This is a genomic window from Leisingera daeponensis (assembly GCF_019801465.1).
GTDB classification, from domain to species: Bacteria; Pseudomonadota; Alphaproteobacteria; order Rhodobacterales; family Rhodobacteraceae; genus Leisingera; species Leisingera daeponensis_A.
Genome location: NZ_JAHVJA010000008.1, coordinates 180,246 through 203,214, shown reverse-complemented (window position 1 = coordinate 203,214; position 22,969 = coordinate 180,246). Strand labels below are relative to the sequence as shown.

The window sequence follows — 22,969 nt, the reverse complement described above, 5'->3', positions numbered from 1 at the left end:
AGCATGGCGACATACACGCAAGCGGACCTTGCAAACATCAAGGCCGCCATCGCAGGCGGCCTCAAGCAAGCCATGATCAATGGCGAAATGGTGCAGTATCGCGATCTGAACGAAATGCGCCGGATCCAGTCGATGATTGAGGCCGATCTTGCCCCGGCCCACCCATCGGTCCCGCTGATCTATGCAACCACTAGCCGGGGGCTTTGAGGTATGATGCATTTCAGCAGCGCCTCTATGCTGGATAAGGCAATCCTTGCGGTTTCACCGCAGCGCGGATTGTCCCGGATCCAAGCCAAGATTGAGGCGAAAATCCTTATGAACTATGACGCGGCGAGCAATGGCCGCCGTGTCAAGGGCTGGCGTTCTCCGGCGACGGATGCGGATGCTGCATCGCGCGGTGGCCGCGGCACAATGCGGCAGCGCTCGCGCGATATGATCCGCAACGCGCCGTTTGCCAAGCGAGCGCAGTCGGTTATCACAAACAACGTTGTTGGATCCGGCATCACACCATCCATCACCGGCAGGAGCAAGAAACAAGCTGATCTTGCGGCAGCAAAAATCCTGCCGTTTCTGCAGTCAACCGATCTGGATAAGCACCGGGCCTTAAACCTCGCTTCCATGCAAACCGTTGTGATGAACAGCGTTGTTGAAAGCGGCGAGGTGCTGGCAATCCGGCATGTGCGCGCGAATGACGGGCGGGCACTGCCGCTGGCGGTGGAGCTGGTGGAAGTCGATCACCTGAACACGGTGATCACTGATCACGGCGGCAATGAGGTGCGGGACGGCATCGAATTTGACGCGGACGGCGTTGCGGTGGCTTATCACCTCTATGAGCAGCATCCCGGCTCAGCCTCGCGCAAGATCTCGATCAAGACACAGCGGATCCCGGCTGAGCATGTTCTTCACATCCGGCGGATTGACCGGCCCGGCCAGATGCGGGGCGTGCCCTGGCTGGCCCCGGTAATGGTGACGCTTGGGGAAATGCGCGACTATCAGGAAGCGCAGATCCTCAAGCAAAAGATCTCTGCCCTGCTCGCTGGGGTTATCAAGCCCGGTGATAGCGGGAAGCTGCCAAGTGATGCGCCGGGTTTGGATCAATTGGCGCCGGGCGCACTGGTTTACGCTGAGCAGGGGCAGGAAGTAATATTCACTGATCCGCCCAAAGTTGATGATTATGACGTGGTGATGAGGCTCGGGTTGAGCGCAGTCGCTATGGGCATCGGCATCACCTATGAAAGCCTCAGCGGTGATCTGAGCCGGGTCAATTACTCGTCCATGCGGGCCGGGCGGCTCGAAATGGATAAGAACATTGAAACATGGCAAGAGCAGATCATGATTGCGCAGTTCTGCGCGGGCATTGGCCGTTGGGCGCTGGATGCCTACCGGCTGACGCAAACCAAACGCCTTAGCCCGCTGGAAGTGTCTTGGACCGCTCAGCGCCGCGCGTTGATTGATCCGGTCAAGGAAATTCCGTCGATCCTCGCCAAGATCGCTGGCGGGCTTTCGAGCCTCAGCCGCGAGCAACGCGCAATGGGTCTGGATCCCGACATTATCGCTCAGGAGCGAAAAGATGATGCGGCCCGCCTGGATGGCCTCGCCGCAGGTATGGCCGATCAGGAACGGCAGTCAGTCGGGATGCGGGCGGTGATCGCGCTCATGCAGCTAATCGCCGGGGATGATCCGGCGGATTTCACTGGCTCATTGAAAGGGGAAAGCGAGTATGAGCGAACTGATTAAGGCCGGAGCGATCTGGCTGTTTGGAACAGTCGTCAAAGATGATTGGATCTGGCCGGGTGATACCGGCCTTTTTTCTGCGAAAATGGTGATTGATGCCCTCGGGCAGTTTTCCGGTGACGTGACTGTCATGGTCAACTGTGATGGCGGCTCGCCATCTGAGGGCGAGGCGATCCGGGCGGCGCTTGAGGCGCACCCCGGCAAGGTGACTGTGAAGGTCACGGGCAACGCCCATTCTGCCGCATCGCTGATGATCATGTCAGCGGATCGCATCGAAATGTCTGCGGGTTCGCTGATGCTGGTGCATGACCCGTCTGCACCGGCCTATGGCAACCCTGATCAGCTCCGCGCAGCGGCGGATGATCTGAGCGCGATGGCAGACGCATACGCGGCTGTCTATGCGGCCCGCGCTGGCATCACGCCTGAGGCCGCCCGCGAGATCATGAAGGCGGAAACCATGTTCAACGCGAAAGAGGCGGTTGCAGCAGGGTTTGCCGATGCTGTCACGGCTTCGGATGCAGCGGCGGATGCGGATCCGGTGATGCAATACGACGCTGCCAAGCGTGCAGCGCGCGCGGCGTTCAACCGCGCCCAAGAGGCGCAAATGAAATTCGAGGCCCAAGAGGCGGGCCTTGGCGATGGCGCAAGCCAAGAAACCGGGCAGATGCCCAATGGAAATGAGGTTGTGAACATGTCCAATACCCCCCCGAACGCGCCCGGTGCCGTTGCTCCCGCAACTCCGGCGGCCAGCGGTGCCCCGGTGGCGCCGCAGATGCAGGCCACTCCGGCGCCCGCGGCTCCGGCCCCTGCGCCTGCCCCGGCTGCGCCCGTGGCCCCTGCCCCGGCGCCCGTGATGCAGGATCCGGCTCCGGTTGCCCCGGCCCCCGCTCCGCAGATGAGTGCCACGGATGCGGTTGCCGCTGATCGTGCCCGTCAGCAGGGCATCCGCGAGGCCGCTGCGCCCTTCATGGCGCACATCCCGCAGGCGGAGGTTGACCGCATGTGCCACGACGGCACCACTCTGGAACAGGCAAACGCGCGGATCCTGGCGGTCATGTCGGCCAATCAGCCGCGCGGTGTGCGTGTCGAGATCCGGCGCGATGAGGCGCAGACGCAGGTTGAGGGCATGATCGGCGCACTGATGCACCGTGCAAACCCGCTGATGCACGCCCTGGAAGGCCCGGCGGAGCAATACCGCGGGATGCGCCTGCGCAATCTGGCAATGCACCTTGCAGGCGGCTCGGCGGGCTTCAATGAGATCGAAACGATCCGCGCCGGTCTGCGCAGCACTTCGATCATGTCGGGAGCAATGGGCACCTCCGATTTTGCCTACATCACCACTGAAGTGATGGGCCGCACCCTGCGTGCTGCCTATGAGCGCCGGGCCTCGACGTGGCGCCGGATCTCACGCCAGCGAAGCGCATCCGACTTCCGCGCGCTGCATTCGATCACCGCAGGTGGTGATTTCCAGCTCAAGCCGGTAGGCGAAAATGGCGAATATCTGCAGTCCACCATCACGGATGAGGCGTCGGGCCTCAAGGTGGCGAAATACGGGCGGCAGATCAACCTGACCTTTGAGGCCATCGTGAACGACGATATGGGCGTTTTCGAGCGCCTGCCGGGCGATTTCGCGCGTGCAGCCGGTACCCTGGAAAGCAAGATTGCCTGGGGCCTGATCCGCGACAACGCCAAAACCGGCGATGATAAGGCCCTGTTCCATGCTGATCACGGCAACCTTGGCGCAGCCGGTGCTATCAGCGTGACCACTGTGGGCGATGGCCGCAAGGCGATGTGGGAGCAGCGCCCGGCGGGTTCCAAAGACAAGGATGATTTCATCGCTGTTTCGCCGGATCTTCTGTATGTGCCGCCCGCCCTGGAAACCTCGGCTGGGCAATTTGTGGCTGCGGCCACCCCGGCCAAGGCCGCAGATGCCAACCCGTTTGGTGCCACCCTGACCCCGGTGGTTGAGCCGTCGCTGGGCGCCGCGGCTGGCGGTTCGGATAGCCGCTGGTATCTGTTCGCCTCTGACCTGCCGGTTCTGGAACACGCTTTCCTGGATGGCTATGAGGCCCCGACGGTCATGACCAAAGAGGGCATGAACCCGGATGGCGTGAACATGGTGGCCCGCCACATCTTCGGCGCAACGGCGGCGGAGTTCCGGGGCGGCTACCGCCGCGGCTAATTCCTGGCCTGACGGCTGATTTCGCAAAGGGGCGCCCGATAGCGGCGCCCCTTTGCGTTTCGCACTTCCAATCCTTCTGATGCAAAGGGGAAACCCCATGAAAAACTTTATCCAGTCGGGCGAGAATATCAGTCTCGCCGCTCCCGCCGACGTGCTTTCCGGTGCCGGTGTTCTGGTTGGCTCGCTGTTTGGCGTGGCAACTGCTGACGCTCTGTCTGGCGAGACCGTGACCATCGTGCGCCGCGGCGTGTTCGAGCTGCCGAAACTGTCGGCGCAGGCGTGGACTGTCGGCGCCAAGGTGTACTGGAACAACACCGCCAAGGAATGCACCACGGTTGCCAGCGGCAACACCCTGGTAGGCTTCGCCGTGCAGGCTGCAGCGGATCCGTCCGATACCGGCGTTGTCCTGCTGGATGGCGGCGCGGCCACCACCTGATGCAGGGGCCGTTTCGCGGTGTCGCTGGCGCGCTGGCGCGCGCTTTTGGCGGCACCGTCACCATCCACTACGGCACGCCGCAGGCTCGCGATGTAACCGCCATTTTCCGCAAGGTTCCGTTCCGTACACCAGCGGCGGATGGCGCTGAGATCGAAAGCCTTGTTCCAACCCTGCGCGCCTCGCGCGAGGTGATGGCGGATCTCGCTGAGGGGGATCTGATCGACCCGAAAGACGGGCAGATCTACAAATTCCTCTTTGAGCAAGAAAGCTCAAGCCCGGCCTCTGATGCGCTGATCACTGCGGAATTGGAGGAAATGCCGTGAGCGACACGCTGATTGCGAAAGAGCTGCGGCATCGCTTCAAGGCTGCGATCCTGGTGGGCGAGTTCACCGTTGATGAGGGCGGCGAGGCCATTGCTGTCAAGATCTTGGACACGCTGCCCGCGGGCTGGGTGATCAAGGATGAAAAGCTGCCCGCCCTCTATGTGTTCGCCACGGGTGAGGGGCTGGATCACAACCAAAGCATAAGCGAGGTGGAGCGCAGCCTCTCCCTTGCGGTGGCGCTGATGGCGCGCCCTGGCGGTGATCCGATGGATCAGCTTGATGATATGCAGCTTGCCGTTGAGCTAAAGGTGCTGGCCGCGGGAAAGTTCGGCCTCGCCAAGTCCTGCCGCCTGCTGTCGGTGGAGATCGCGCGAAACAATGGTGCGCCGGTCGTCGGCACGCGGATCATGAATTATGAGATCGTCTTTGGCGTCACGCCGGATGATCCATCCCTTTAACCCCTGAAAATTCGGAGGATCTGATATGCCTGTAACTTCGGCACAGATCGGCATGGGCGCCACCTTTTCCATCGGTGATGGATTTGATGGTGGCTCGACTATCTACACCAAATTGGGCGAGGTAACGGGGATCACCTCGCCCGGCATCACCCGCGAGGCCATCGACGCGACGCATCTGGAAAGCCCTGACGATTTCCGCGAGTACATCGCGGGCCTTCTGGACACTGACCCGGCCACCATTTCTTTCAACTACAACCCCAGCGCAACTGATGCGCTCTATGCCGCGATGATCGCGGGCAAGGGGGATTTCCGCATCACTTATCCCAACGGCGTCAAGCTGGACTTTTCCGGCATCCCGCAGAGCTGGAAGCCGGGCGATCCGTCCACAACCACGATGGCCGGCGAGTTCACTGTGAAGCCTTCCGGCAAGCCGACGCTGAGCGCCGCCTAAGCGCGGCCAGGGCTCACCTTTTTTCTGCATTTCAACCCTGAAAGGGCGTCCTCATGGCGAACAAAGTGCGCGGCCAAATTCCGGCCGATTTTGAAGGCGAAAAGATCAATCTGATCCTTTCGACAAACTCCATCTGCGAGCTTGAGGATGCCGCCGAGCTGGCGATTGATGAGTTCCTTGAGAAATTCCAGCCCGGTGCAAAGGTGCGCATGAAGGATTTGCGCCTGCTGTTCTGGGCGCTGATGCTGGATGAGCGCCCCGCCGCAACCGTCAAGGATGCCGGAAAGCTCATTGACGGGCTGCGCGGCGATCATGACCGGATCATGACTGAGGCAATCCTTGCCGCGTTTCCCGACGCCCAAGAGGGCGGTGAGCCGGGAAAGTAAGCGGCGGGCGGGCGGCCTGGGACTGGCTTGAGCTGCACCGCGTTTATGTGGCGCACGGGCTGGACCCTGATAGCTTTTGGCGGATCACGCCCCGCGAAATGGTTGCGCGCCTTGAGGGTGCGCGCCGCCGCCTGTCCGCTGAGCAGGATGGCCGCGCGTGGCTCGCTTGGCACGTTGCCGCGCTCTCGCGCGCTCAAAAGCTGCCCGATCTCGGCAGCATGTTCGCACAACAAGAAAAGCAGGGTCCGCAAACGGCGGCAGAGCAAGAGATCAGCCTTGATCAGTTGTTTCTCGCCTGGGGCGGCGATCCTGCGCAGCTCGCGCAGGTGCGCGAAACAAGGGGGCAATCCTGATGGCGGGGCAGAATATCGGAAACCTCAAGGTTTCCATAGGCGCGAATACAAAAGACCTGGCCCGCGGCATCGGTCGCGCAAAGGCCCTCATGGGCAGCTTGGCCCGCGCCGCCAAAGTCACCGGCGTTGCCGCCGGGGCCGCCTTTGCCGCCGCCTCGGCGGGAATGGTCGCAATGACCAAGGGCGGGCTTGAGGCAGTCGATGCGCAAGCCAAAATGGCGCGTTCCGTTGATGGCACCATTGACGGGCTCAGGGCGCTGCAAATTGCCGGTTCCGATGCCGGGGTTGCAGTGAGCGAAATGAACGGCGCGGTGCAGATGATGGGCAAGCGGCTCGCTGAGGCTGCGCGCGAGGGCACTGGCCCGGCTGCGGATGCTCTCAAGATGCTGGGGCTTGATGCCCGCGAGCTGATGGAGATGGATGTTGACGCCCGGTTTGGCGCAATCGCGGATCGCATCAATGATATGGGCCTGAGCGCGCAGGATGCCGCCGGGGTGATGCGCGAGTTTGGCGTGCGCTCAAATGAGGTTTCGCTTGCGCTCTTGCAGGGATCGGGGGCGATCCGGGCGGCGCGCGGCGAGGTCCAGAAATTCGGGCTCAGCATGTCGGGCGAAATGGCGGCTGGGGTTGAGGCCGCAAATGATGCGATGAGCCGGATTGGCTTTGTCTTTGAGGGGATGCGCAATCAGCTCGCGGTGCAGCTTGCGCCGGTTTTGCAGGGCTTGGCGGTCAATTTCCAAGAGGCGAGCCAAGCGGGCGGGCCGCTGCAAAATGCGGTTTCAATGCTGGTGGGTGCATTCTCCGATCTGGCAACCGTCCTGCTGGACCCGGCATTTATTGAGGCGGCAACGCTGTTTGGTGTCACTATCGCAAACGCTGTGAGCGGGCTTGCCCGGTTCATGGTCACGCTGGCGGAAAACGCGGAGATCGCGGGCACGGCGATGATCGCTCTTGGCGGCGCAATGGCGTTTTTCAGCGGGCCGATTGGGCTTGCCATCGCCGCGGTTGCCGGGGGTGCGTTCCTGCTGTCAACCCGGCTGGGCGAAAGCGCCACGGCGGCAGATGAGGCGGCGCTTGCTGAGGCGCGCTTGCAGGCGGCGCTTGATCTGGTCGATCGCACAAATGATGATGCGGTTGCTTCGGGTGAGGCGCTCATTGCAACCCGTATTGATCAGGCCCGCTCTACGCTTGAGGCGGCAAAGGCTGAGCTGGCGCTTGTGCGCGCCCGCGAGAAAGCGGGCAGTGATCTCTTGGATCAAAACCCGCTCACCGCCGGTGGCAATTCGGGCTATGCGGAGGCTATGGTGGAAAACACCGCCAAGGCTGAGGCTGAGCTTGCCGCCGCTGAGGCGCAGCTTGAGCGCTATCAAAAGATGCTTGAGGGGTTCAAGCGCAGTCAGTTCCCGTCACAGGGCACCGGCGCAAATTCGCGTGATGAGCCATCCGGCACTGCGCCGGGCACGCCTTCGGAAGGCGATCCCTTGGGCGTGAAAAAGCTCAATGAGGAATTGGCAAAGCTGATCGGCACGATTGACCCGGCAACGGCCCGCGCTGACAAATTCCGCGAGGCGATGCAGCTTGTGACCAAGGCCAAGCAGGCCGGGATCATCAGCGGTGATGAGTACATCCTGAGAGCCAAGCAGATCAAAGAGGCTTTCGGGGAGTTGCCTGAAAGCACCTCGGCGGCGGCTGCCGGAATCGGCGCGCTCAATTCGGAGCTTGAAAAGAGCCCGGCGGCGCAAATGGCGGAGGATGTCGAGGCGGCGGTTGGCAACCTCATCAATCGGATTGATAGCGGCAAGGAGGCGCTCAAGCAGTTCGGCGTTGCGCTGATCAAGATGTTTGCAATCCGGGGGGTGTCAAAAATCCTTGGCGGTGATGATTGGCTGACCGGATCGCTGATCGGGAAAAACGCCCTTGGCACTGACAATTGGCGCGGCGGGCTGTCGTGGGTTGGCGAAAAAGGCCCGGAGCTGGTCAATCTGCCGATGGGCGCGCAGGTGATCCCGAATAACAAGATCGGCCAGATCGGCGGCGGTGGCATGAGTTTCAGCTATGCGCCCAAGATCGACGCGCGCGGGGCCTCGCTGCAAGCGGTGCAAGAGCTTGATCAGCGGATGCGGGCGGATGCGGCGCAGTTCAATGCCAAGGTTGAGCAAGCGGTGATGAAAGCGAAATCAGGAAGGAAGCTCTAAATGCCTTTCACCTATCCGCGCAGCGATGTCTTTGATCTCTGCAAGATCAGCGATGCGGCCTTTTGGCCGCTGCACCGGCAAGAGCTGAGCCGCACCGCGGGCGGCGCAACGCAGGCGAAAGACTTGGGCTCTGCCCTGTGGCGGGCGAGCTTCACAACCGCGCCCGCCCGCCTCGCGGATGCCGCAGCGATTGAGGCGGCGCTTATCTCGCTCAACGGGTCGGCGGGATCATTTCTGGCGCATGATGTGCGCAGGCCCTTCCCGGCGGCACACCCTGGCGGATTTGGCGGCACCGTGTCGATCTCGGCGCTCTATGCCGGGGATGCCTTTGCGGTCCAGCTCACAACGCCTGAGGGCGGCCTGACCCTTAGCGCGGGCGATTACATCGGCTTTGAGTACGGAGCGCGGCCAAGCCGGGCGCTGCATATGGTGCAGGAAACAAAGAGCCTGACCGCGCCGGGAGCGGTGCGCAAGTTTCTGGTTTGGCCTGCGATCCGCCCCGGCGCTTTGGTGGGGGCGGCGGTCACGGTCAACCGCGCATCCTGCGAAATGATCCTTGAGCCGGGGCAGCAACCGCCCGGCCTGCGCGATCTGTCGGCCTCATCGGTCAGCTTTTCCGGCATCCAAATTCTCTGAACCCCCTTCACAATCTGAGGTGATGCAATGCGGGTAATTCCTGTCAGCACTCAAGCTTTGCTTGAGGCGCAAACGCTTGTCACGCGCGATTTCATGCGGATCACGGCGCGGGTGCGTGAAACCGGCGCGCCAATCACTGAGGGCTTTTGGTCCGATGTCGGGGATGTCTCGGCGCAGGTGATTGATGCGGATACCGGCTTGGCTGTGTCCTATGATTTCTCGGGTGTTGGATCGCTGATTGCGATTGACCCGATCCCGATGGTGTCAAATCTCACCGTGCAGGAAATCGAGGTGCGGTTTTCGCAACTGGATGATCGCATCAATGAGCTGATGCGGGTTTATGACATCCGGCAGGCCAAGGTTGAGATTTACCGGGGCGAATTTGACCCGCAAACAATGCGGATGGTTGAGCCCGCCACCTCGCGCTTTGTCGGGTTTGTTGACGGGGCTCCGGTCGAAACCCCCTCTGAGGGCAATGAGGGCAGTATTTCCATCAAGTGCGTTTCCAGCGCGCAAGAGCTGACGCGGGGCAACCCGGATATGCGCAGCGATGAAAGCCAGCAAGCCCGCGCGCCGGGGGATGATTTTTACAAGGATGTCACGTCCTGCGGCGATCTGGTGATTTTCTGGGGTCGTAAGGGCACCGTGCGCGAGGATGCTGCGGCGTGACCTGGGCGGCAGTTGTGCGCCCGGCGCGCCCTGATGAGCGGTTTGCGGTTCTGGCCCTGTGCCGGGACTTTCACACCGCATCCGGCATTCCGTTTGCGTTCGATCCTGCGCACGCCTCACGCGCCGCTCAGGATCATATTGAGGACCCGCGCAAGCTCTGCCTCATTCTTGAGGTGAATGGCGCTCTGCGCGGCGTTCTGGCGGCCTCAGCGGCCATTTCACCCCTTGCTCCGGTGCGGATCGCGCAAGAGCTGGTTTTCTGGGTCGATCCGGCGCACCGCGGGCGCGCGCCTCTGCGGATGGTGCGGGCTTATGAGGAATGGGCGCGCGCTGAGGGCTGCGCCGCTGCCGGGCTTTCCGGCCTCAATGATCCGCGTGTTGCGCGGTTTTTCGGCGCGGCGGGCTTCGCGCTGACTGAAAACAAATTCCTGAAAATTCTGGGGTGATTTCATGGCAATCTTTGCGTCAATCACTGCCGCGATCACGGCAATCTCAAGCTGGACAATCAGCCTCGGCGCGCTTGGCACATTTGCCATCGGCAACTTTCTGCTGCGCGCGGCGGTGCAGCTCGGCGTTTCTGCGCTGGTCAAATCGTTTGCCAAAAAGGGCGGCCCACAAGAGGCCCCCTTTGCCATTCAAGGCACCGTGCGCACCGGCGGCAGCGTGCCGCGCTCGTTTGTGCTGGGCCCCTCACTGTCGGCGGGCTCGCTGGTCTGGCATTCCGAATGGGGCGAGGAGGGCAACACGCCCAATGCCTATTACACGCAGGTGATTGCGCTCAGCGATATTCCGGTTGCCGGGCTCAAGCGGTGGTTCATTGAGGGGCGGGCCGTGACCCTTGAGGATACCGGCAGCGAAAAGGGCCTTGCTGCGGTGGAATACCGCGAGGATGGCAAGGATCATGCTTGGATCAGGTTCCATGATGGCACGCAGCTTGTTGCGGATGAGTTCTTGACGCTCACCGTCAATGATGCCGCGCCGCGCGCCTATTCGTCCTCGCGGGTCGGCAAGGGCATCGCCTATGCGGTTGTGACGTTCCGCGTCAACAATGAGATTTTCACCGGGTTTCCGCGCTCCAAATTCGTGCTTGATGGCGTCAAGCTCTATGACGTTTCCAAAGACAGCACGCAGGGCGGAACCGGCCCGCACCGCTGGGATGATCCGGCAACATGGGGCGGCGATGGCGATGCGCTGCCTGCGGTTCAGGCGTACAACCTCGCGCGCGGCATTTATTACCGCGATCCGGGCACCGGCGGCGCGGCGGGGGAAACTTCCACTGTCGATCTGGGCGCAAATCAGGCAACCCTTTCGCTCAAGATCGTCGGCGGCGGCGGCGGCGGCGTCACGGCTGGCACCGGCGGGAATACAGTTGTCACGCTTAAAGATGGCGCATCTGTGGTGAAGTCTTGGACCGCAGCGGGCGGGGTGTCGCGCGGTTCGGCAACCATTTCCGGCGAGGTTTCGGAATATCCGCCGCACGGCAACGGCGCGGCGGGCAAGGCGGCGGTCACTGAGGATGGCGGCCATGTGCAACAGCCCGAAATCAAGGGCGGCGGCGCGGGCTCTCTGGTGGTGGTCGCGGATTACGATATTTCCGGCCTTGCTGACCCAAAAATTGAAATCACCATTGGCGCGGGCGCGCCTGGCGCGCGGGCTGGATATGTTCAATATGCGGCGGGGCTGGCGTCCAGTGCGGTTGAGCCGCAATGGTTCTACGGGCTGCAAGGGCTCACCGCTGCCCGCCTGCCTGCCGCGCATTGGGTTTCTCAGATCGGGAAATGCCGCGCGCAGGTCGAGGGTGAGGACGGGCTTGAGCCGGCCTATCGCTGCGCCGGTGAGATCACCGTGAATAGCGAGATCGGCAGCGCCTTTGAGGCGGTGCTGACCGCCTGCGCTGGCCGCATGAGCGAGGTTGGCGGGATCTTCAAAATCTATGTTGGCGCGCCTGATGCGCCGATTGCGCATTTTGAGGATGAGGACATTGTGAGCCTCGCGCCGCAAACCTTCACGCCGTTTTTCGGCCTGAGCGAAACCGTGAATGGCGTGATCGCGTCTTATCCGTCGCCGGATGAAGGCTATGTGATGCGCTCAACCCCGCCGCTCTACAACGCGGGGTTTGAGGTCGAGGACGGCGGGCGGCGGCTCATGACCGATGTGCAGCTTTCCTTTGTTCCGTTTCCGGCGCAGGCGCAGCGGCTGCTGAAAGGCGAGCTTGCGGCGGCGCGGCGCGCCAGGCGTCACACGCATACCCTGCCCGCAAGGTTCCGGCTCATTGAGCCCGGCGATGTGGTGACGTGGACAAGTGCCCGCAACGGATATGCGGCAAAGCAGTTCCGGGTTGATGGCATCATTGATCTGCCGAATTGCGATCTCATTGCCGATCTGACTGAGGTTGATCCGTCGGATCATGGAAGCTGGGACCATTCAAAGGATTACAAGCCGGTAACGCCGGTTCCTCTGGACCCGGTGCGCCCCACGGTGCAAGGGGTGGTCGGGTTCAACCCGGTTGCCGCGGATATTCAGGACGCGGCAGGCACCGCCCGCCGCCCCGCCCTGCTGATGCAGTGGAATGCCAATGTTGACGACATCGCGGGCATCCGCTTTGAGGTGCGCCTAAAGGAAACCGCTGCGGTGGTGTCCAAAACTGACACGCGCGCCTTTGAAACCGGCGATCTGCTGATTGAGGCCGGGCTTGTCGGAGCCTCGGAATATGAGGCCCGCGCCAAGTATATCCCGGCCTCGCCGCGCCGCGTGTCGTGGACATCCTGGGTGCCTGTTTCAACTAATGACGTGCGGTTTGGAAAGGATGATTTCGGGCCCGGCTCGCTTGAGTGGTCGGCGCTTGCGCTAGAAGTTCGGGATCAGATTGACAGCGCCGGGGATGCCAACCTGTCCGCGCAGGTTGCGGCTGATGCGCAGGCGGCGGCGGAGGCTGCGGCCTCTGGCGCGCAGGGTTCGGCGGCGGCGGCTCAGGCTTCGGAGGCTGCGGCCTCTGGCGCGCAGGCTGCGGCGTCCAGCTCTGAGGCGGCGGCGCTGGCGTCTCAACAGGCTGCGGAGGCCGCTGAAACGGCGGCGGCTGGCTCTGCCTCTGCTGCGGCGTCCAGCGCCTCGGCGGCGAGCGCTTCGGAAACGGCGGCAGGGTCCAGCGCCTCGGCGGCGGAAAGCTCGCGCCTTGCGGCTGAGACTGCTGAGGGCAATGCTGCGGGCTCTGCCTCTGCCGCGGCGTCCAGCGCTTCGGCAGCGAGCGCTTCGGAAACGGCGGCGGGGTCCAGTGCCTCGGCGGCGGAAACCTCGCGCCTGGCGGCTGAGACTGCTGAGGGCAATGCGGCTGGCTCTGCCTCTGCCGCGGCGTCCAGCGCCTCGGCGGCGAGCGCTTCGGAAACGGCGGCGGGGTCCAGCGCCTCGGCGGCGGAAAGCTCGCGCATTGAGGCCGCAATTGCTGGTGACAGGTCGTTTCAGCATAGCGCGGGAAACATGCTTGGGCGCAGCCGGTTCGCACCGGGGGCGTTTGATCCGTTTTCTTCTGATCGGAATCACATTGCATCGGTGACGGGGCATCCGAACGGCGCGGCCTATGCGCTTCGGGCGACGGGCCGGGATGTCTATTCGGATGGCCTCACGCCGGAGGACCTTGCCGGGCGCTCATTCCGTATCCGTGGCGTGGTGGATGCTTCGGCTTCTCCGTATAACGCCAATATCGGTTTCCGGGTGATCCGTGAGGATGGGTCTAGTCACTGGATCACCTTGCGCGCGGCGGATGCGGGCGCAGGTCCGCAGGCGTTTGATGAAACTCTTTCCACCCCGGCCTACACCAATCCGCAGGGGTTCATGTTCTTCCTGCAAAGCGATGGGCCGGGCGCGGCATCTGATCATCAGATTGATTGGTCTGAATTGCATTATGAGGATGTAACGGAAAGCACGCTTTCCGCCTCAAGCGCCTCTGCTGCGGCGTCCAGCGCCTCGGCGGCGAGCGCTTCGGAAACGGCGGCGGGGTCCAGTGCCTCGGCGGCGGAAAGCTCGCGCCTTGCGGCTGAGACTGCTGAGGGCAATGCGGCGGGCTCTGCCTCTGCTGCGGCGTCCAGCGCCTCGGCGGCGAGCGCTTCGGAAACGGCGGCGGGGTCCAGCGCCTCGGCGGCGGAAAGCTCGCGCCTCGCTGCGGAAACCTCTGAGGGCAATGCGGCGGGCTCTGCCTCTGCCGCGGCGTCCAGCGCCTCGGCGGCAAGCGCTTCGGAAACGGCGGCGGGGTCCAGTGCCTCGGCGGCGGAAACCTCGCGCCTTGCGGCGGAAACCTCTGAGGGCAATGCGGCTGGCTCTGCCTCTGCCTCGGCGTCCAGCGCCTCGGCGGCGAGCGCCTCGGAAACGGCGGCGGGGTCCAGTGCCTCGGCGGCGGAAACTTCGCGCCTTGCGGCTGAGGCGGCTGAGGGCAATGCTGCGGGCTCTGCCTCTGCTGCGGCGTCCAGCGCCTCGGCGGCAAGCGCTTCGGAAACCGCTGCCGCGCAAAGCGCAAGCTCTGCCTCTCAATCCGCCAATTCGGCGGGCACGGCTGCAAGCGGGGCCTCGGCCTCGCAATCTGCTGCTGCGCAAAGCGCAACAGATGCGGCGGGCTCTGCCTCTGCTGCGGCGCAAAGCGCAACGGTCGCCTCGCAAACGCTTACTCAGTTCCGGCTTGGGCACACCGATTTTCAGCGCATCCTTGACGGGTTGTCGGCTGTTGATGATGTGGGCCCGGCTGAAACCGCATCAGAGGGCGGCGATGTCTTAGGGCAAGGCGGTTCCGTGATCACGGCAACCGGCGGGGAGATCAACACAAGCGGCAGCACGAGCGGTTTGCGCATCGAAATACCGGCTGAGCAGGCATTGCAGTTTTCCGGGCGGCGCATCCGGGTTGATGTTCTGGCAAAACAGCCCTCATCATCCCCGGCGGCAAAGTTTGCTGCGGCCTATTCGACATCGGACACGGGCAATTCAGGCAAGCAGGCGTTCACGCTGTCCTCTGATTGGGCGTGGCATAGCTTCCATTACAATGTGCCTGCCGCAACCGCTGGCGGTTCCGACTTTATCGGCCTTTGGGGCGATGATGCAGAGGGCGGCAAAAAGACCCAATTTGCGCGCGTTGTTGCGCGGCTCGCCCCTCTTGCGGATGATATTCCTGAGATCGGGATTGTGCAGGCAGAGGCCACGGCGGCAAGTCAGGCGATCACAGATCTTGAGGGCAATGCTGCCGCCTCGCTGGTGTTCCGGGCTAAGGCCGGGGGCGCAACCGGCGCGGTTGAGATCGTCGCGGCTGACAATGCGCAGGGCGGTTCCGCGTCCAAGGTGAAGCTCACCGGGGATGAGATCGAGTTTGACGGGCTGAGCGTTTTCAATAACAGCCTGCAATCGGATGATTTTCAATCCGGGGCTTCCGGCTGGCGGATCACGAAAGGGGGTGCGGCAGAGTTCAATCAGCTTATTGTGCGGCAAAGCCTTGTTGATGGCGCGGCCAGCAAGGGCGGCGTGCTGACCGCGCAGCCTAGCCCGGTCACGAAAAACCACAACAACGGGCTTGGCGCGCTCACTCTAGGGAAGTTTGAGCAAACTGAGTTTTGGCAGATTGCGGCGCGGCTGAAGTACAGGAAGCACTCTGTGCAGGATGCGACTAGCTATCCCCAAAAGGGTGATCCGATTTATGCGCACATAAACAATTTCACGCTGCCCCGCTTGCAGTGGCGCATCAAATCCGGCGGCTCTTGGGGCACTTGGATCACGCTTTACAACTTCCCTCAGGCAACAACGACAAGCTGGCTTGATGAGTCGGTTGTTGTGTCAAAGCAGGGGGTTTTTGATGATGTGCAAATCCGCATTGTGATCAGCATTATCAGCCAGCACACAACCGGCAGCGGCGCAACGGATGCGACTTACACAAATGTGCAAGAGACCTCTTATGTGGCAAGGGCTTTGGTTAGATGAAAAAATTTGCGGTGCTGGCTGAGGATGGCCTTTCTGTCGAGGCGGTGGTTTCGTCGGTCTCTGCCCCTGAGGGGGCGGTGATTGAGCTGCCCGCCAGCTTTGACCTTGCGCGGGTGCTGCGCAGCTATGTTGCCGGGGGCGCTCTGATGCCCCGGCCTGAGGTCCCGCCGCCGGTCCAAACGGCGGCGGGCATTGAGATCACGGGTTGCCCGCCGGGTACCGCGATCATGGTGCATGATGTCTTGGGCGGCGAGGTCCTGGCGGAGATCGTCACCGATGAGGCCGCGCAGGGTGCGGCCTTTTCTCTGCCTGATCCGGGGCTTTATCAAGTCGAGGTCACGCCGCCGTTTCCCTATCTCGGCAGCGTCACAAATCATGAGGTGGCGGAATGATCACTTTGAAGCGGTCGGCGGCGTCAAAGGCCGCTGAGCTGGCCGGTCTGCGTGCTTTCGCGGTGGCATCCATCGCGGCGGCAACCGATGAGGTTCGGCGGCGCTATATCACGTCCATTGCTGGGCAGGAAATGGTTTACTGGGAAAAAGAGCGGGAGGCGGCGGCCTATCTGGCCGCCGATCCTGAGCCTGCCGATCTGTCAGCCTTTCCGTTTCTGGATGCCGAGGCGGCGGCCCTGGGGTTGGATGTTTATCAGCTCGCGCAGATTGTGCTGTTCAAGGCGGCAGAGTGGCGTGAGGTCGGCCCGCGGATTGAAGCGTTGCGGGTGGGGTTCGGTGATGCCGCCGGAAAGGCGCAAACGGCGGCTGAGCTTGATGAGGTGCTGGCTGACTTCAGGCAAGCAATCTGGGAGCTGTGATGCAGTATTTCTGCCATGATCTGCGGGCGCTGCGGGCGCAGTTCCGCCCGCTTGCCCGGCTGCAGTCCCTTTGGCCGGAGGATCAATACATGATGGTGCTGCGCGGCCTTGCGGATCTCGGGGGGCGTGCCGTGACTGCCCGCGACGGGCTGCGCCTCGCCGGATCGGCAATGTTCATGCCCGCTTTAAAAATGGGTGGGATTGCAGCAACTCCGGGCCTCAAGTCTGCTGTTGAGCGGGCCGGAATAGCACCTGGGGCGGTGCTGTGTCTCACCAATATCTTTGTTGATCCGGCCTATCGCGGGCGCGGCGTTAGCGTGGCAATGGAGGCCCGCGCCGCTGAGCTTGCGCGGGTGGCGGGTTTCACGCATTCGGTTGCCCTGCTGTATGCGTCCCGCGAGATCCTGGCTTGGTTTGAGCGCCGTCCTGACAAAATCTCTGCGGGGATCGAGGATGCGGCGGGGGATCCCGTCTATTTCCTGCCGCTAGTCTAAGAGGCCCTGCAACAGCGCCCAAGGGGGTGCTCCAATCCAAATACTGCGCGGCTTGCCGCGCACTCACCCTGACCCGCTTTTGGCGGGTCTTTTTTTTGAGGAAATGAAATCATGAAACTTGTGGAAAATTGGAAAGGTGTCCTTGCGGGCGCGTGGTCAATCTATGCTCTGGTGATCTCGTCGCTGCTTTCCATGGCGGCGGTCTTTTTGGGGCTGGTGGATGCAAAGGCCCTGGGGCTGGATCCTGTGTTCTTTGCGGTGCTGGCATCGGTCGCGTCGGCGCTGGGGGTTGTTGCCCGGATCGTCCAGCAGGTGACTATCCGCGAGCTGCTGAGCCGCTTCCGGCGTGACGCCTCCGGCGCTGTGCGTCGCGGGGTAATGATAACTATGGCTACCGCTTCCATAGGTGGTGCGGCTGCTTTCGTTGCCCCTTGGGAGGGGTTGCGCACTACCGCCTATATTGATGCGGTAGGCGTGGAGACAGTCTGTTACGGTCACACCCGCGGCGTAAAGCTGGGTGATACCTACACCCCGGCGGAATGCAAGGAGCTGTTGAGGGTGGAGCTGCAGCAGTTTGCGGCAAATCTGGGCCGCTGCCTGAAGGTGCGATTGCCTGAGGGGGCGGCTGTTGCCTTCCTGAGCTGGTCTTACAATGTCGGCACCGGGGCGGCCTGCAGCTCAACTCTGGTGCGCAAAGCCAATGCCGGGGATCTGCGCGGTGCCTGCGATGAGCTGCTGCGTTGGGACAAGGGGCGGATCAACGGCGAACTGCAGCGGATCCGTGGCCTCACCAACCGGCGCGAGGCCGAACACAGCCTTTGTTTGCAATCTCTTGAGCCGCTGCGCCCGTGGCGGGCGTTGTTTTCATGATCCGGGCGGTCAGGGCTGCCCTCAGCGCACGCCCTGCGGTCAGGGCGGCGCTTTTGACGGTGACGGGCGCTCTGGTCCTGTCCGCCCTCCTGTGGAGCGCTGTGGAGCGCCTGCGGGCAGATGCGGCGGCTGATGTCCGCCGTGATCTGGATGTGCAGCAAGCTCAAGAGGTAAAAAATGCGATCAAACGGGCTGCGCCTGGGCCTCGCCCTGCTGGCGCTGAGTTTCTTGACTGCCTGCGCCGGGGCGCGCCGGGCTGTCTTTGACGCTTCGGCGGTGCCGGAGCCGCCGAAATACACGGCAAAATTCAAGCGCGATCTGGCGGCTGAGATTGAGGCCGCGCCGCGCAATGATCTGATCATTCAAGCGCTCGTTGATGCCTCACAGCATTATGACCGCATCCGACGCTTGAAGGGGAAAAAGGGGAAACCCCGAAATGAGTAGTAAACGCAAAACCGGCGCAAAGGATCCTGCCCGCGCGCAGCGCATCAAGGACGCGCTTGAGGCGGCGCTGAGGGATGGTTTTGACCCGTTCCGGGACCCGCGCGGCGGCAAGGGGTCCTCTGTCGCTGAGGCTGCCCGCAGGCTCACAGAGCGGGGCTATAAGACAAGCGAGCGGATGGTTCGTTCATTCCTGCAGGTTCAGGCCGCGGCTGAGGCCCGCGGCGATGAGCATTTCCTGCCGGATTGGGATCTGTTCGCAAAGCCTGGGGCGCCTGCGGCGGCATTCCGCAAGGGTGAGGTGCGCCGCTGGCTTCTGACATCGGCGCAGGACGATACGGATGTGCATCTGCGCTTTTGGTCCAACCTGCAGGCATACGCCCGCCACATCGGGGCTGAGGTGGTGGTTGGGGGCTTTACCTACAATCACGCGCTGTTTTCCGATCACCAGACCCGCAACGCGCAGTTTGCGCGCGAGGTTGAGCCGTATATCCGGTTTGATCCCTATGACTGCGGCCCGGTGCTTTTCTGCGCGGAAATGAACACCCTGCCGACTGCGGTGCGCCCGCTGAGCGGCTTGACCACTTACGCGCAGGGCCGCACGGCGATTTTCCCGCACGCCAAGCTTGCCTTTGAAAGCGTTCCGGCCATGCCCGGAAAATTCGTTCCATCGGTCATGACTACCGGCGCCTGCACGGTGCCGAACTACGTTAAGAAAAAGGCGGGCCTCAAGGCTGAGTTTCACCATGTCCTCGGCGCCACGTTGGTTGAGGCTGATGATCGCGGGAACGCTTGGTGCCGCCAGATCAGCGCAACCTCTGACGGTGCGTTTCAGGATCTTGACGTGATCGTGCGGAGCGGGCGGATCAGCACCGGCAACCGCATCAAGGCTGTGACCTTTGGGGATATTCACATCCCAAGCCTTGCTGAGGACGTTTTTCAAGCGCTTTGGGGGCGGCATGGTGCCAGCCTGATCGACGCGCTGCGCCCGGAATACCAGTTCATTCATGACCTCATGTCATTTGAAATGGCGTCCCGTCATGTTGATGGCGACCCGATCCATCGCGCCAGGATGCAGGCCGCCGGCCATTCCGGTATTCGCTGGCAGGTGCGCGAGGGCGCGCGGTTTCTGCGTCAGATCGAGCGGGAAACCTGCCGCACGGTCATGATCGAAAGCAACCATGATGATCGCCTGATGCAGTGGGCGCGCAAGGATGTTGACCGGATGGACACGGGTAACGCCGAATATTGGCATGAGTGCAATCTTGAGCTGCTGCGGGCGATCCGCGAAGAACGGGAAGGCTTTAACCTCTGCCGTTGGGCGCTCAAGAATGAGGATCCCCGCCAGCTTGAGGGGATCGACTTTGTGCCGATGGGCGGATCTTTCGTGATCTGCCAGGATAGCGGCGGCATAGAATGCGGGATGCACGGCCATCAGGGGCCGAATGGTTCGCGCGGCACGGCGCAGGGGTTGGCAAAGATGGGCACGCGTCTCACGATTGCCGACAAGCACAGCCCGCAGATCATGGATGGCGTCTTTATCGCTGGCATGACCGGGGATCTTGATCAGGGCTACAATAATGGCCCGTCGAGCTGGCAGCGCGCTCATGTGATCACCTACGCCAATGGCAAGCGCGCGCTGATCAATCAGGCGCCGGATGCGAGGTGGCGGGCATGAGTGTTTTACCTAAGTGCCGCAATTGCGGCGGCCACGGGTGCCATGATTGGGCCTTCCTTGGGATTGATCACTGCAGCGTTTGTGATGGGTCAGGTGTATCGCCCTTTGAGCTGGATCTGTGCGGATCAGCTCGCCTGTTGATCATCGGTCATGGTCGTCACGGAAAGGATGGCGTCGGTGGGCTGCTTTCTGAAAAATACGGGATGCGCTCTGTATCCAGCTCGGAATTTGCCGCTCGAAAGGCTGTATTCCCCCTGATGCGGGATGTTTACCCGGATTGGCGGGCCTGTTTCGAGGATCGGGCAAATCACCGAGAGCTGTGGTTTCATGCCATCGCGGCTTACAATCTCCGCCCTGGTCCGATGCTGGCAGAGCAGATCCTTGAACATCACGATATTTACACCGGAATGCGGCGCCGTGATGAATTTGAGCGGTCGCGGCATCTGTTCGATCTGGTGGTTTGGGTTGATGCGTCGGATCGCCTGCCGCCTGAGCCGCCTGGATCTATGGAGCTGACCGTCAAGGATGCGGATTGGATCGTCGATAACAATGGGCCTGAGGCGGCGCTTGCGGGCGAGGTGGAGAGGCTCACAAGCGAGATAGAGAATCGGCTGATTTTGGCGGATGCCTTCGCGCGCCACGGTTAGGTGTGCGAATCGCTTTTTTCTGGCGGAACGTCACGCGAACACACTTCCCGGATTTTGCCCGGAATAAGTGGGGAGCAAACGGGACTAAACATTAAAGGTATGCAGTGAACCTTAAAAGGTTTGCCCAGTGTGCAAGTGCCGCACGGCACGAAAACCGTTTACTTTCAGTGTCTTACTTGGGGAAATCTGGTGCTGCTGGAGAGAATTGAACTCTCGACCTCTCCCTTACCAAGGGAGTGCTCTACCTCTGAGCTACAGCAGCGCCGGTGAGGGGGCTTTTAGGCATAAACGCGGGGGGGTGCAAGAGCATTCTGGACGGTTTTTTCGCACTAAGTTACAGAAGTCTTATGGCAGAGAAGAAATCACCTAAAAACGACGGTTCGGCGGCATCGCGCGAAGACCGGCTGAAGGCGGCGCTCAAGGCAAACATGGCCCGGCGCAAGGCACAGGCCAAGGCGCGGGCGGAAAAGCAGGACCAGGACACGGGCAAGAGCGGAGAGTAATTTCAGATGGATTCGATTCTGGTTACGGGCAACGGCCCGCTGAACGGGCAGATCCCGATCGCAGGCGCCAAAAACGCCTGCCTCACCCTGATGCCGGCGACGCTGCTGAGCGAGGAGCCGCTGACGCTGACCAACGCGCCGCGGCTGAGCGACATCAAGACAATGACGCTGCTGCTGCAGTCCCTGGGCGCCGAAGTCTCCAGCCTGCAGGACGGGCAGGTTCTGGCGATGTCGAGCCATGACCTGACCAGCCACATCGCCGACTATGAAATTGTGCGCAAGATGCGCGCCTCCAACCTGGTGCTGGGCCCGATGCTGGCGCGGCTGGGCCAGGCGGTGGTGTCGCTGCCCGGCGGCTGCGCCATCGGCGCCCGGCCGATGGACCTGCATATCCACGGGCTGGAGGCCCTGGGCGCTGAAATCGAGCTGAAGGACGGCTATCTGCACGCCAAAGCGCCAAAGGGGCTGAAAGGCGCGGTGGTGGAGCTGAGCTTTGCCTCGGTCGGGGCAACCGAGAACATCATGATGGCAGCGACCCTGGCCAAGGGCACCACCGTTATCAAGAACGCCGCGCGTGAGCCGGAAATCGTCGATCTTGCCGACTGTCTGCGCAAGATGGGCGCGCAGATCGACGGAGACGGATCGCCGGAGATCACCATTCAAGGCGTCGACCGCCTGCACGGCGCGACGCATCAGGTTGTCACGGACCGGATCGAGCTGGGCACATATATGCTGGCGCCCGCGATCTGCGGCGGCGAGGTGGAACTGCTGGGCGGCCGCCGCAGCCTGCTGGAAAGCTTCTGCGAGAAGCTGGAAGCGGCCGGCATTGAGATTACCGAAGGCAACAACAGCCTGACCGTCAGCCGTAAGAATGGCCGGATCCGGGCGGTGGATGTGGTGACTGAGCCCTTCCCCGGCTTTCCAACCGATCTGCAGGCGCAGATGATGGCGCTGATGTGCACCGCTGAAGGCACTTCGATGCTGGAAGAGAAGATCTTTGAGAACCGGTTCATGCATGCGCCGGAGCTGGTGCGCATGGGCGCGCAGATCGAGGTGCATGGCGGCCATGCCACGGTGACCGGCGTCGAGAAGCTGAAGGGCGCACCGGTGATGGCGACGGACCTTCGGGCTTCTGTCTCGCTGATTCTGGCGGGCCTGGCGGCAGAAGGCGAAACCCGGGTGAGCCGGGTCTACCACCTGGACCGCGGCTATGAGCATGTGGTGCGCAAACTGTCCGGAGTCGGTGCCAAAATCGAGCGGATCAAGGAGCAGTGATGGCGGATGCAAGTTTCGAGGACGGCCGCGAGGCGCCGCTGAACCTGGGCGCATTGGAGGAAGAGGACCTCAAGGTGCTGTCCTCGCTGCTGCAGGATGCGGTGTTTCCGGTGACCGAAATGAGCTGGCGCTCCGCCGAGCGCCGCTTTGCGCTGCTGGTGAACCGGTTCCGCTGGGAGGACCGCGACGCGGCGGAGCGCCGCGGCCGGGCTTACGAGCGGGTGCAGTCGCTGCTGGTGATCGACAACGTCCTGGGGGTTTCTTCGCAGGGCGTCGACCGCAAGGACAAGGACCTGATTCTGTCGCTGCTCTCTGTCACTTTCGAACCGGGGGAGGACGGTGCGGGCCATGTCTTGCTGACCCTCGCCGGCGATGGTGCGGTGCGCCTGTCAGTGGAGGCGCTGGAAGTGTCCCTGCGTGATGTCACACGGCCCTACCGGGCACCCTCCGGCCAGGCGCCGGACCATGGCGCCTGAGC

At 62.5% G+C, this 22,969-nt stretch carries 24 protein-coding genes and 1 tRNA gene; 24 read left to right on the top strand and 1 reads right to left on the bottom strand.

All coding sequences use genetic code 11. From position 1 onward, the window contains the following. Positions 1-3 precede the first annotated feature (3 nt). From KUV26_RS16960 to KUV26_RS16860, 21 genes are all read left to right on the top strand, one after another. The gene (locus KUV26_RS16960; RefSeq protein WP_222509210.1) at positions 4-207 is read left to right on the top strand and encodes a phage head-tail joining protein; all 204 of its coding nucleotides are present in this window, start codon (positions 4-6) and stop codon (positions 205-207) included. A 3-nt stretch (positions 208-210) separates the two neighbouring features. Further along, on the top strand, positions 211-1,737 hold the full coding sequence (locus tag KUV26_RS16955) for a phage portal protein (RefSeq protein ID WP_222509209.1): 1,527 nt from the start codon (positions 211-213) through the stop codon (positions 1,735-1,737). Next, a complete protein-coding gene (locus KUV26_RS16950; protein ID WP_222509208.1) occupies positions 1,721-3,916 on the top strand; it encodes a head maturation protease, ClpP-related in 2,196 nt (731 codons plus the stop codon). Before KUV26_RS16955 ends, KUV26_RS16950 begins: the two co-directional genes overlap by 17 nt. Positions 3,917-4,013: 97 nt before the next feature. Beyond that, the gene (locus tag KUV26_RS16945; RefSeq protein ID WP_222509207.1) at positions 4,014-4,352 is read left to right on the top strand and encodes a DUF2190 family protein; all 339 of its coding nucleotides are present in this window, start codon (positions 4,014-4,016) and stop codon (positions 4,350-4,352) included. After that, the gene (locus tag KUV26_RS16940; RefSeq protein WP_222509206.1) at positions 4,352-4,675 is read left to right on the top strand and encodes a hypothetical protein; all 324 of its coding nucleotides are present in this window, start codon (positions 4,352-4,354) and stop codon (positions 4,673-4,675) included. The genes KUV26_RS16945 and KUV26_RS16940 overlap by 1 nt, the downstream gene beginning before the upstream one ends. Continuing rightward, positions 4,672-5,133 (top strand): hypothetical protein, encoded by a 462-nt coding sequence (locus tag KUV26_RS16935; protein ID WP_222509205.1) that lies wholly within the window; start codon positions 4,672-4,674, stop codon positions 5,131-5,133. The genes KUV26_RS16940 and KUV26_RS16935 overlap by 4 nt, the downstream gene beginning before the upstream one ends. 25 nt (positions 5,134-5,158) lie before the next feature. Beyond that, positions 5,159-5,584 carry a phage tail tube protein gene (locus KUV26_RS16930; RefSeq protein ID WP_222509204.1) on the top strand — a complete coding sequence of 142 codons (426 nt, stop codon included), beginning with the start codon at positions 5,159-5,161 and terminating at the stop codon, positions 5,582-5,584. Positions 5,585-5,637: 53 nt separating this feature from the next. After that, entirely contained in the window at positions 5,638-5,970 is a 333-nt protein-coding gene (locus KUV26_RS16925) for a hypothetical protein (RefSeq protein WP_222509203.1), read from the top strand. A gap of 98 nt (positions 5,971-6,068) precedes the next feature. Continuing rightward, entirely contained in the window at positions 6,069-6,323 is a 255-nt protein-coding gene (locus KUV26_RS16920) for a hypothetical protein (protein ID WP_222509202.1), read from the top strand. Beyond that, the gene (locus KUV26_RS16915) at positions 6,323-8,518 is read left to right on the top strand and encodes a hypothetical protein (RefSeq protein ID WP_222509201.1); all 2,196 of its coding nucleotides are present in this window, start codon (positions 6,323-6,325) and stop codon (positions 8,516-8,518) included. Before KUV26_RS16920 ends, KUV26_RS16915 begins: the two co-directional genes overlap by 1 nt. Beyond that, the gene (locus tag KUV26_RS16910; protein ID WP_222509200.1) at positions 8,519-9,154 is read left to right on the top strand and encodes a hypothetical protein; all 636 of its coding nucleotides are present in this window, start codon (positions 8,519-8,521) and stop codon (positions 9,152-9,154) included. It abuts the gene before it with no gap. 27 nt (positions 9,155-9,181) lie between these two features. After that, complete coding sequence (locus KUV26_RS16905) at positions 9,182-9,823, top strand: hypothetical protein (RefSeq protein ID WP_222509199.1); 642 nt, start codon at positions 9,182-9,184, stop codon at positions 9,821-9,823. Then, a complete protein-coding gene (locus tag KUV26_RS16900) occupies positions 9,820-10,269 on the top strand; it encodes a GNAT family N-acetyltransferase (RefSeq protein ID WP_222509198.1) in 450 nt (149 codons plus the stop codon). The genes KUV26_RS16905 and KUV26_RS16900 overlap by 4 nt, the downstream gene beginning before the upstream one ends. A 4-nt stretch (positions 10,270-10,273) precedes the next feature. After that, positions 10,274-15,772, top strand: a complete 5,499-nt coding sequence (locus KUV26_RS16895) for a phage tail protein (protein ID WP_222509197.1) — start codon at positions 10,274-10,276, stop codon at positions 15,770-15,772. After that, positions 15,769-16,164 carry a hypothetical protein gene (locus tag KUV26_RS16890; RefSeq protein WP_222509196.1) on the top strand — a complete coding sequence of 132 codons (396 nt, stop codon included), beginning with the start codon at positions 15,769-15,771 and terminating at the stop codon, positions 16,162-16,164. The genes KUV26_RS16895 and KUV26_RS16890 overlap by 4 nt, the downstream gene beginning before the upstream one ends. Continuing rightward, complete coding sequence (locus KUV26_RS16885; RefSeq protein ID WP_222509195.1) at positions 16,161-16,583, top strand: hypothetical protein; 423 nt, start codon at positions 16,161-16,163, stop codon at positions 16,581-16,583. Before KUV26_RS16890 ends, KUV26_RS16885 begins: the two co-directional genes overlap by 4 nt. After that, on the top strand, positions 16,583-17,077 hold the full coding sequence (locus tag KUV26_RS16880; protein ID WP_222509194.1) for a GNAT family N-acetyltransferase: 495 nt from the start codon (positions 16,583-16,585) through the stop codon (positions 17,075-17,077). Before KUV26_RS16885 ends, KUV26_RS16880 begins: the two co-directional genes overlap by 1 nt. Before the next feature lie 111 nt (positions 17,078-17,188). Further along, a complete protein-coding gene (locus tag KUV26_RS16875) occupies positions 17,189-17,947 on the top strand; it encodes a lysozyme (RefSeq protein WP_222509193.1) in 759 nt (252 codons plus the stop codon). Positions 17,948-18,124: 177 nt separating this feature from the next. Then, positions 18,125-18,391, top strand: a complete 267-nt coding sequence (locus KUV26_RS16870; RefSeq protein WP_222509192.1) for a hypothetical protein — start codon at positions 18,125-18,127, stop codon at positions 18,389-18,391. Continuing rightward, positions 18,384-20,066, top strand: a complete 1,683-nt coding sequence (locus tag KUV26_RS16865) for a hypothetical protein (protein ID WP_222509191.1) — start codon at positions 18,384-18,386, stop codon at positions 20,064-20,066. Before KUV26_RS16870 ends, KUV26_RS16865 begins: the two co-directional genes overlap by 8 nt. Beyond that, positions 20,063-20,713 (top strand): hypothetical protein, encoded by a 651-nt coding sequence (locus KUV26_RS16860; RefSeq protein WP_222509190.1) that lies wholly within the window; start codon positions 20,063-20,065, stop codon positions 20,711-20,713. The genes KUV26_RS16865 and KUV26_RS16860 overlap by 4 nt, the downstream gene beginning before the upstream one ends. 187 nt (positions 20,714-20,900) lie before the next feature. Here KUV26_RS16860 and KUV26_RS16855 read toward each other — a convergent pair. After that, positions 20,901-20,975, bottom strand: a tRNA-Thr gene (locus tag KUV26_RS16855). A gap of 85 nt (positions 20,976-21,060) precedes the next feature. On the opposite strand from KUV26_RS16855, the gene KUV26_RS16850 reads away from it, so the two are divergent. Genes KUV26_RS16850 through KUV26_RS16840 form a run of 3 tightly spaced genes read left to right on the top strand, consistent with a single transcriptional unit; the run spans position 21,061 to position 22,967 of the window. Beyond that, positions 21,061-21,216 (top strand): hypothetical protein, encoded by a 156-nt coding sequence (locus KUV26_RS16850; protein ID WP_222504739.1) that lies wholly within the window; start codon positions 21,061-21,063, stop codon positions 21,214-21,216. Positions 21,217-21,222: 6 nt separating this feature from the next. Beyond that, complete coding sequence (gene murA, locus KUV26_RS16845; RefSeq protein WP_222504740.1) at positions 21,223-22,491, top strand: UDP-N-acetylglucosamine 1-carboxyvinyltransferase; 1,269 nt, start codon at positions 21,223-21,225, stop codon at positions 22,489-22,491. Next, positions 22,491-22,967 (top strand): DUF2948 family protein, encoded by a 477-nt coding sequence (locus KUV26_RS16840; protein WP_222504741.1) that lies wholly within the window; start codon positions 22,491-22,493, stop codon positions 22,965-22,967. Before murA ends, KUV26_RS16840 begins: the two co-directional genes overlap by 1 nt. The last annotated feature ends 2 nt before the right edge of the window (positions 22,968-22,969 follow it).

Excerpts from the sequence above, each read along its gene's own strand:
- KUV26_RS16960 (WP_222509210.1), top strand. The coding sequence starts at position 4 with ATGGCGACATACACGCAAGCGGACCTTGCAAACATCAAGGCCGCCATC.
- KUV26_RS16955 (WP_222509209.1), top strand. The coding sequence starts at position 211 with ATGATGCATTTCAGCAGCGCCTCTATGCTGGATAAGGCAATCCTTGCG.
- KUV26_RS16950 (WP_222509208.1), top strand. The coding sequence starts at position 1,721 with ATGAGCGAACTGATTAAGGCCGGAGCGATCTGGCTGTTTGGAACAGTC.
- KUV26_RS16945 (WP_222509207.1), top strand. The coding sequence starts at position 4,014 with ATGAAAAACTTTATCCAGTCGGGCGAGAATATCAGTCTCGCCGCTCCC.
- KUV26_RS16940 (WP_222509206.1), top strand. The coding sequence starts at position 4,352 with ATGCAGGGGCCGTTTCGCGGTGTCGCTGGCGCGCTGGCGCGCGCTTTT.
- KUV26_RS16930 (WP_222509204.1), top strand. The coding sequence starts at position 5,159 with ATGCCTGTAACTTCGGCACAGATCGGCATGGGCGCCACCTTTTCCATC.
- KUV26_RS16925 (WP_222509203.1), top strand. The coding sequence starts at position 5,638 with ATGGCGAACAAAGTGCGCGGCCAAATTCCGGCCGATTTTGAAGGCGAA.
- KUV26_RS16920 (WP_222509202.1), top strand. The coding sequence starts at position 6,069 with ATGGTTGCGCGCCTTGAGGGTGCGCGCCGCCGCCTGTCCGCTGAGCAG.
- KUV26_RS16915 (WP_222509201.1), top strand. The coding sequence starts at position 6,323 with ATGGCGGGGCAGAATATCGGAAACCTCAAGGTTTCCATAGGCGCGAAT.
- KUV26_RS16910 (WP_222509200.1), top strand. The coding sequence starts at position 8,519 with ATGCCTTTCACCTATCCGCGCAGCGATGTCTTTGATCTCTGCAAGATC.
- KUV26_RS16905 (WP_222509199.1), top strand. The coding sequence starts at position 9,182 with ATGCGGGTAATTCCTGTCAGCACTCAAGCTTTGCTTGAGGCGCAAACG.
- KUV26_RS16895 (WP_222509197.1), top strand. The coding sequence starts at position 10,274 with ATGGCAATCTTTGCGTCAATCACTGCCGCGATCACGGCAATCTCAAGC.
- KUV26_RS16890 (WP_222509196.1), top strand. The coding sequence starts at position 15,769 with ATGAAAAAATTTGCGGTGCTGGCTGAGGATGGCCTTTCTGTCGAGGCG.
- KUV26_RS16885 (WP_222509195.1), top strand. The coding sequence starts at position 16,161 with ATGATCACTTTGAAGCGGTCGGCGGCGTCAAAGGCCGCTGAGCTGGCC.
- KUV26_RS16880 (WP_222509194.1), top strand. The coding sequence starts at position 16,583 with ATGCAGTATTTCTGCCATGATCTGCGGGCGCTGCGGGCGCAGTTCCGC.
- KUV26_RS16875 (WP_222509193.1), top strand. The coding sequence starts at position 17,189 with ATGAAACTTGTGGAAAATTGGAAAGGTGTCCTTGCGGGCGCGTGGTCA.
- KUV26_RS16870 (WP_222509192.1), top strand. The coding sequence starts at position 18,125 with ATGCGATCAAACGGGCTGCGCCTGGGCCTCGCCCTGCTGGCGCTGAGT.
- KUV26_RS16865 (WP_222509191.1), top strand. The coding sequence starts at position 18,384 with ATGAGTAGTAAACGCAAAACCGGCGCAAAGGATCCTGCCCGCGCGCAG.
- KUV26_RS16860 (WP_222509190.1), top strand. The coding sequence starts at position 20,063 with ATGAGTGTTTTACCTAAGTGCCGCAATTGCGGCGGCCACGGGTGCCAT.
- KUV26_RS16850 (WP_222504739.1), top strand. The coding sequence starts at position 21,061 with ATGGCAGAGAAGAAATCACCTAAAAACGACGGTTCGGCGGCATCGCGC.
- murA (WP_222504740.1), top strand. The coding sequence starts at position 21,223 with ATGGATTCGATTCTGGTTACGGGCAACGGCCCGCTGAACGGGCAGATC.
- KUV26_RS16840 (WP_222504741.1), top strand. The coding sequence starts at position 22,491 with ATGGCGGATGCAAGTTTCGAGGACGGCCGCGAGGCGCCGCTGAACCTG.